The organism is Streptomyces sp. NPDC001880 (assembly GCF_053594575.1).
Genome location: NZ_JBSFET010000163.1, coordinates 1 through 6760, shown reverse-complemented (window position 1 = coordinate 6760; position 6760 = coordinate 1). Strand labels below are relative to the sequence as shown.

The window sequence follows — 6760 nt, the reverse complement described above, 5'->3', positions numbered from 1 at the left end:
GGCACACCCTCCAAAACCCCACGCCAATACCCCAACTGCTCACTCACCACACTCCCCGGATCACCCTCAGACCCCAACACCTCCCGCTGCCACACAGCGAAATCCGCATACTGCACCGGCAACGCGGCCCACCCCGGCTCCCGCCCCGCGAGTCGTCCCGCGTACGCGTCTGTCAGATCACGCAGCAACGGCGCCATCGACCAACCGTCCGCCGCGATGTGATGCAGGACCAGGACCAGCACCTGTTCGCCCGGCCCCAGCTCGACCAGGCTCGCCCGCACCGGGATCTCCGTGGCCAGGTCGAAAACATGATCCGCAGCGGCCGCCAACGCCGCCGGGAGGCCTTCAGGAGCGATCTTCTCGACCACGAGGTCGACCGCCGCGTCCGGCAGTACGCGCTGTACCGGCTCCCCCGCCACGACATCGATCACCGTACGCAGCGACTCGTGGCGGCCGACGACGTCGGCCAGGGCCGCACGCAGAGCCACCACATCCACCGCACCCGACAACCGCACCGCGACCGGCATGTTGTACGTGGCGTTGGGTCCCTCGAACTGGTCGAGGAACCACAGCCGCTGCTGCGCGTGCGAGAGCGGCAGGAGTTCAGGCCGCGGATCCACGGCTGTCAGCGGCGGTCGCGCGTCGGTGGCCGCGCGCAGGTGCGCGGCCAGCCCGGCCGGCGTGGGCGTGTCGAAGACGGCACGTACGCCCGGGTCGGCGCCGAAGCTCGCGCGGATGCGCGCCACCAGGCGCGTCGCCAGCAGCGAGTGGCCGCCGAGGTCGAAGAAGGAGTCGTCCGCGCCGACGGAGTCCCTGCCGAGAACGTCCGCGAAAAGGGCGCACAGGACTTCCTCTTCCTGGGTGCGCGGCGCACGGTACGCCCCGGTGGTGAACTCGGGCTCGGGCAGCGCCATCTGGTCGATCTTGCCGTTGGGGGTCAGCGGCATCGCGTCGAGGACGACGAACACCGCGGGGATCATGTACTCGGGGACTCGCTCGCCGACGAAGGTGCGCAGCGCGGCGGGTCCGGTCCGGGCGGCGCCGGGGGCCTGGACGATGTACGCGGCCAGTCGGCTGCCGCCCGCGTGGTCGGGGCGGGCGACGACGACGGCTTGGGCCACGTCGTCGTGGGCGGTCAGGGCGGTCTCGATCTCGCCCGGTTCGATGCGGAATCCGCGGACCTTGACCTGGTGGTCGGTGCGGCCCGCGTACTGGAGGTGGCCGTCCGGAGTCCATCGGGCGAGGTCGCCGGTGCGGTACATGCGGCGGCCCCGGGCGAACGGGCTGGCCACGAATCGTTCCGCGGTCAGGCCGTGCCGGTGCAGATAGCCCCGGGCCACGCCGTCGCCCGCGATGTAGAGGTCGCCGAGGACGCCCGGGGGCACCGGGCGCATCGTCCTGTCCAGAACGTACACCTGGGTGTTGGCGATCGGCTTGCCGATGGGCGGGACACCGCTGCCGGGCCGGACCTCGAAGAGGGTGGACCAGATGGTCGTCTCGGTCGGGCCGTACATGTTGGTGACGGCGTCCGCGTACGCGTGCAGGGTGGCGGCCAGGTCGGCGGGCAGGGCCTCTCCGCCGACCAGGATCCGCAGACCGCGCAGGCCGTCTGGGTCGTGCCCGGCCAGCATCTGCCAGAACGAGGGGGTGGCCTGCGCGACGGTCACGCCGTGGCGCTCGATGAGTTCGCCTACCGCGGACGGCTGCAACAGCGTGTTCCTGTCCGCGACGACGACGCCCGCTCCGTTGAGGAGGGGGAGGAAGACCTCCAGCGCGGCGATGTCGAACGCGATGGTGGTCACCGCGAGCAGCCGGTCGTGCGGCTGGAGCCGGAAGGTCGTCTGCATCGAGGCCAGGAAGTTGCCGAGGGCCCTGCGGGACACCGCCACGCCCTTCGGCGTGCCGGTGGAGCCGGAGGTGTAGATGACGTAGGCCGCGTTGTCCGGTGAGACGCGGTGCCCGGTCGGCGCCGTGTCGGGGTAGGCGTCGAAGTCGCCCGCCGACGTCTGGGCGTCGAGGACGAGCACGGGCTCGGCGTCGCGCAGGACGGACTCGTTGCGGGCGGCGGGGAAGCCGAGGTCGATGGGAAGGTAGGCCGCGCCGGTCTTCAGGACGGCGAGGAGGGCCACGATCATGTCCGCGTCACGGGGCAGCGCCACGGCGACCATGCGTTCGGGCCCGGCGCCGCGTTCGATGAGCCAGTGCGCGATGCGGTTGGCCCGGGTGTCGAGTTCGCGGTACGTCAGTGTCGTCGTGCCGTCCGTGACGGCGAGCGCGTCGGGGGTGCGCGAGGCCTGCTGGGCGAAGAGTTCCGGGACCCCGTCGGCGGGGGTGGAGGCGGCGGTGTCGTTCCATGCGACCAGCGTCCGCTCGCGCTCCGCGGGCGAGAGTACGTCCACCGAGGAGATCGTCTTCTCGGGGGCGGCGCAGAGTTGACGCAGCATGCGCAGGAAGCGTTCGGCCATGGCCTGCACGGTGACCCGGTCGAAGAGGCCGTCCGCGTACTCGATGCTGCCCTCCACGATGTGGCCGGCCACGGAGGACGTCTCGCCCAGGTTGAACGTCAGATCGAACTTGGCGGATTGCGCGCCCACGGGCTCGGGGGTGACTTCGAGGCCCGGGAGGCCGAAGTCGGGGCGGGCCACGTTCTGCCAGATGAACATGGTCTGGAAGATCGGGTGGTAGGCGGTGGAGCGCTCGGGGTTGAGCAGTTCCACCAGACGCTCGAAGGGGATGTCCTGGTGGTCGTACGCGGCCAGGGCCTTGTCCCGTACGCGTTCAAGCAGCTCGGCGAAGGTCGGGTCGCCCGACAGGTCGGTGCGCAGGACCCAGGTGTTGGCGAAGAAGCCGACCAGGTCGGCGAGCGCCTCGTCGGTACGGCCGGCGATCGGCGAGCCGATGGCGATGTCGTCGCCGCCGCCGAGCCGGCCGAGGAGCACGGCCACGGCGGCCTGCATGACCATGGGCAGGGTGGCTCGGTGCTCCCTGGCGAGGGAGTTGAGCTCGGTCACAAGGGCCGGCTCGATCACGAACGGCACCCGGTCGCCGCCGCCGTGGTCTGCCGCAGAGGTCCTCGGCCGGTCCAGGGGCAGATCGAGGGGTTGCGGGACGCCGGTCAGCTCACGCCGCCAGTAGTCGAACTGGGTGGACACCCGGCTGTGCGGGTCGTCCTCCGAGCCCAGCAGTTCCTGCTGCCACAGGGTGTAGTCGCCGTACTGGACCGGGAGCTCTTCCCAGGCCGGCGCCTGCCCGCCGGTACGGGCGGTGTAGGCCGTGACGAGGTCCTTGGCCAGGGGAGCCATCGACTCGCCGTCCGCCGCGATGTGGTGGACCACCACGACGAGCAGGTGTTCTCGCGGGGCGCAGCGGAGGGCGACCGCGCGTATCGGTATCTGGGCCGCCAGGTCGAAGGTCCGCGCCGCGAATTCGGTCGCGGCGGCCGCGGCGGATTCCGGGGCCACCGGAACGGTCGTGCAGGCGAATTCCGTCTCGTCGAGAGGCAGGACGTGCTGGTAGGGCGCCCCCGATTCATCGGTTCTGATCAGGGTGCGCAGGCTGTCGTGTCGCCCGACGACATCCAGCAGGGCGGCGTGCAGAGCCTCGGTATCCAGTTCTCCGGAGAGCCGCAGCGCCATCGAGATGTTGTAGGTGTTGCTCGGGCCCTCGAACTGGTCGAGGAACCACAGGCGACGCTGCGCGAAGGAAAGGGGAATCACTTGGCATCTGCTCCTTGAGTCATCCGGCGCAGCCGAGGCCTGTTCGACCTGTTCATGCTCTGCCAGTGCGCTGACAGCTCGGCGACCGTGGGGAATTCGAAAATGGAACGAATGGGCATCTCGACATCGAGCCGGAGGAGTATTTTCCTGGCGAGTCGAGTGGCGAGGAGGGAATGGCCGCCGAGGTCGAAGAAGGAGTCGTCGATGCCGACCCTTTCGAGTCCGAGGACTTCGGCGAACAGTTCGCAGAGCGATTCCTCCTGGGGAGTTCTGGGCGGACGGGAAACCCCGGTCGTGAACTCCGGTTCGGGCAGGGCCGCACGGTCGAGCTTTCCGTTGGGCGTCAGCGGAAAGCGGTCCAGGACCACGAACGCGCTCGGGACCATGTAGTCGGGCAGCCGCTCGGCGACATGGGCCCGCAGTTTGTCGGCGGCGGGTGAGACGCTCTGCACGGCCGGGGTCACGTAGGCCACCAGACGGGTGGTTCCGCCCTTGGTCCCGTGCGCGGTGACCACGGAGCGGCCGACCTCGGGGCAGGCCGTCAGGACGGCCTCGATCTCCGCCGGTTCGATTCTGAAACCGCGCACCTTCACCTGGTGGTCGGTGCGTCCGGCGTACTCAAGCTGTCCGTCGGCCTTCCATCGGGCGAGGTCGCCGGTGCGGTACATCCGCGCTCCGGCCGGCCCGTACGGATCGGCGACGAACCGGTCGGCCGTCAGCCCGGGCTGCCCGTGGTAGCCGCGTCCCATGCTCTCGCCCGCGACGTACAGTTCGCCGAGGGAACCCGGCGGGACCGGTGCCAGGCCGGGGCCGAGGACATAGGTGCGGACTCCACCGAGCGGGGTGCCGATCGGGACGCTGCCGGTCGCGTTCCAGGTCTGTCGCACGGGCACGGAGAAGGCCGTCGCGTAGAAGGTCTCGCTCTGGCCGTAGCCGTTGACGATCCGGGTCTCGGGCCGCACCTGATGGATGCGGCGTACGAGATCGCCCGGCAGGGCTTCGCCCGCGAAGACCAGGAGGTCCGCCGGAATCCGGTCGGCGTCCTGCTCAAGGAGCTCGGTCAGCACGGACGGGACCGTGCTGACGACGTCGCCCTTCCACTCGGGCCGTTCACCGATGACCAGCGCGTCCCGGACCAGGTCGATGGTCCCGCCCGTGGAGAGGGCCGTGCACATCTCGAACACGGATACGTCGAAGTTGACCGACGTGCTCGCCAGCATGCGCCGCCCCGGGGCCGCACCGATGATCCGCGCCAGGTGGGCGACGCCGTTGGTGATGTTTCCATGGGTGATCGTGACGCCCTTGGGCTCCCCGGTCGAGCCGGAGGTGTACATCACGTACGCGGCGTGCTCCGGGCGCAGTGCCGTGGACCGCTCCGCGTCGGACAGATCCGCTCCGGCGGCCGGCCCGTTGGCGGCGTCGGCGCCGCGCGTCCGCTCCGCGGGACTGTCGAGGTCCGCGAAGTACAGCCGTTCCACGGAGGCGGCCGGAAGCGTCGGAGCGGTCGCCGCGTCGGTGATCAGCAGCCGGGGCCGCGCCTGCGACAGGACGTACTCCAGGCGGCCGCTCGGGTACGCGGGGTCGATGGGCAGATACGCGCCGCCCGCCTTCAGCACCGCCAGGAGGGCCACCACCAGGTGCGGGGTCCTGGGCAGTGCGACGGCGACCACCGTCTCGGGGCCCACTCCGCGCCTGATCAGTTCGCGTGCGACCCGGTTTGCACGGGTGTTGAGCTCCGTGTAGGTGAGGGAGTCCTCCCCGCACACCAGGGCTTCGGCGTCCGGAGTGCCGGCCGCCTGCTGTTCGAGGATCGCGGGCACGGTCGCCGGGGCGGCCGCGTGCGCCGCCTCGTTCACCTCGTGCAACGCCCACTGCCGCTCGGAGGGGGAGAGCAGCTCCAGATCCGTCACCCGCCGCCGGGGTTCGGCCGCGATCTGACGCAGGATACGGGCGAGCCGCCCGGCGAGGTCCGTGACGGCCTCTCGGCCGAGGATGTCGCGCTGGTGATGGAGCGTCAGGCGCAGCAGAGGGTCGGCGGCCGCGATGACGGTCAGCGGGTAGTGGGTTCCGGCGAACGGCCGTGTCCCCGTGATCGCGATCTCCGCCTCGCTGCTGGCTCGGCTCAGCCCCGCCTGGTCCACCGGGAACGACTCGAAGGCGATCATCGTGTCGAACAGGACACTCAGCCCGGTCTGTTGGTGCATCTGGGTGAGCGCGTGGTGATGGTGGTCGAGCAGGGCGGCCTGTCGGCTCTGCAGCCCGGTCACCACCTCGGCGAGAGTCTCGCCCTGTGTGTAGCTCACCCGTACAGGGAGGGTGTTGATGAACAGGCCGACCATGGAGTCGACTTCGGCCAGTGCAGGTGGGCGACCCGAGACTGTGGCCCCGAAGACGACGTCCTGGCGGCCGGTCACTCCGCCGAGCAGCAGCGCCCAGGCGCTCTGGACCAAGGTGTTGAGGGTCACCCCGAGGTCGGCCGCCCGTCGGGCGAGCGCCTCGGCCTCCGGGGCCGGGATCGGCACCTCGACTTGGCCGACACCCGAGTCCTCGGTCCGCTCCGGTACCGCCGGAGCGAGCAGAGTGGGCTCCTGGATGCCTTCCAGCTCGCGTTCCCAGGCGCGGGCGGCGAGTTCCTGGTCCTGCTCCGCGAGCCAGACGAGGAACTCCCGGAAGCCACGAGCCCGAGGCAGGGCGGCGGCGTCACCGTACGACGCGTGGAGGCGCAGCAGGCCCTGGACGAGGACGGGCAGGGACCAGCCGTCGAAGAGCACATGGTGCGCGGTGAAGACCAGCTCGCACTGTTCGTCGCCGGTCCTGACCAGGGTCATGCGCAGCAGCGGCGGCCGGGCCGGGTCGAAGTTCGTCCGCAGGTCCCGGGCGAGAAGGTCCTCGTAGGCCCGCTCCCGCTCGGCAGCGTCGTCGAGGTGACGGAGGTCGACCTCCTGCCAAGGCAGTTCGACGTCGTCGACGACGAGTTGGACGTGTCCGCCGGTGGTGTCGGGGACGAACGCGACCCGGAGGTTCGGATAGCGGTCGATCAAGGC

Annotated in this window: 2 protein-coding genes; both read right to left on the bottom strand. The window is 70.6% G+C overall.

The window, feature by feature from the left end:
• On the bottom strand, positions 1–3716 hold a 3716-nt coding region (locus tag ACWCQ6_RS34970; protein WP_451096213.1), incomplete at its 3' end, for an amino acid adenylation domain-containing protein.
• On the bottom strand, positions 3713–6760 hold a 3048-nt coding region (locus tag ACWCQ6_RS34965), incomplete at its 5' end, for a non-ribosomal peptide synthetase (protein WP_451096211.1). The genes ACWCQ6_RS34970 and ACWCQ6_RS34965, both read right to left, overlap by 4 nt.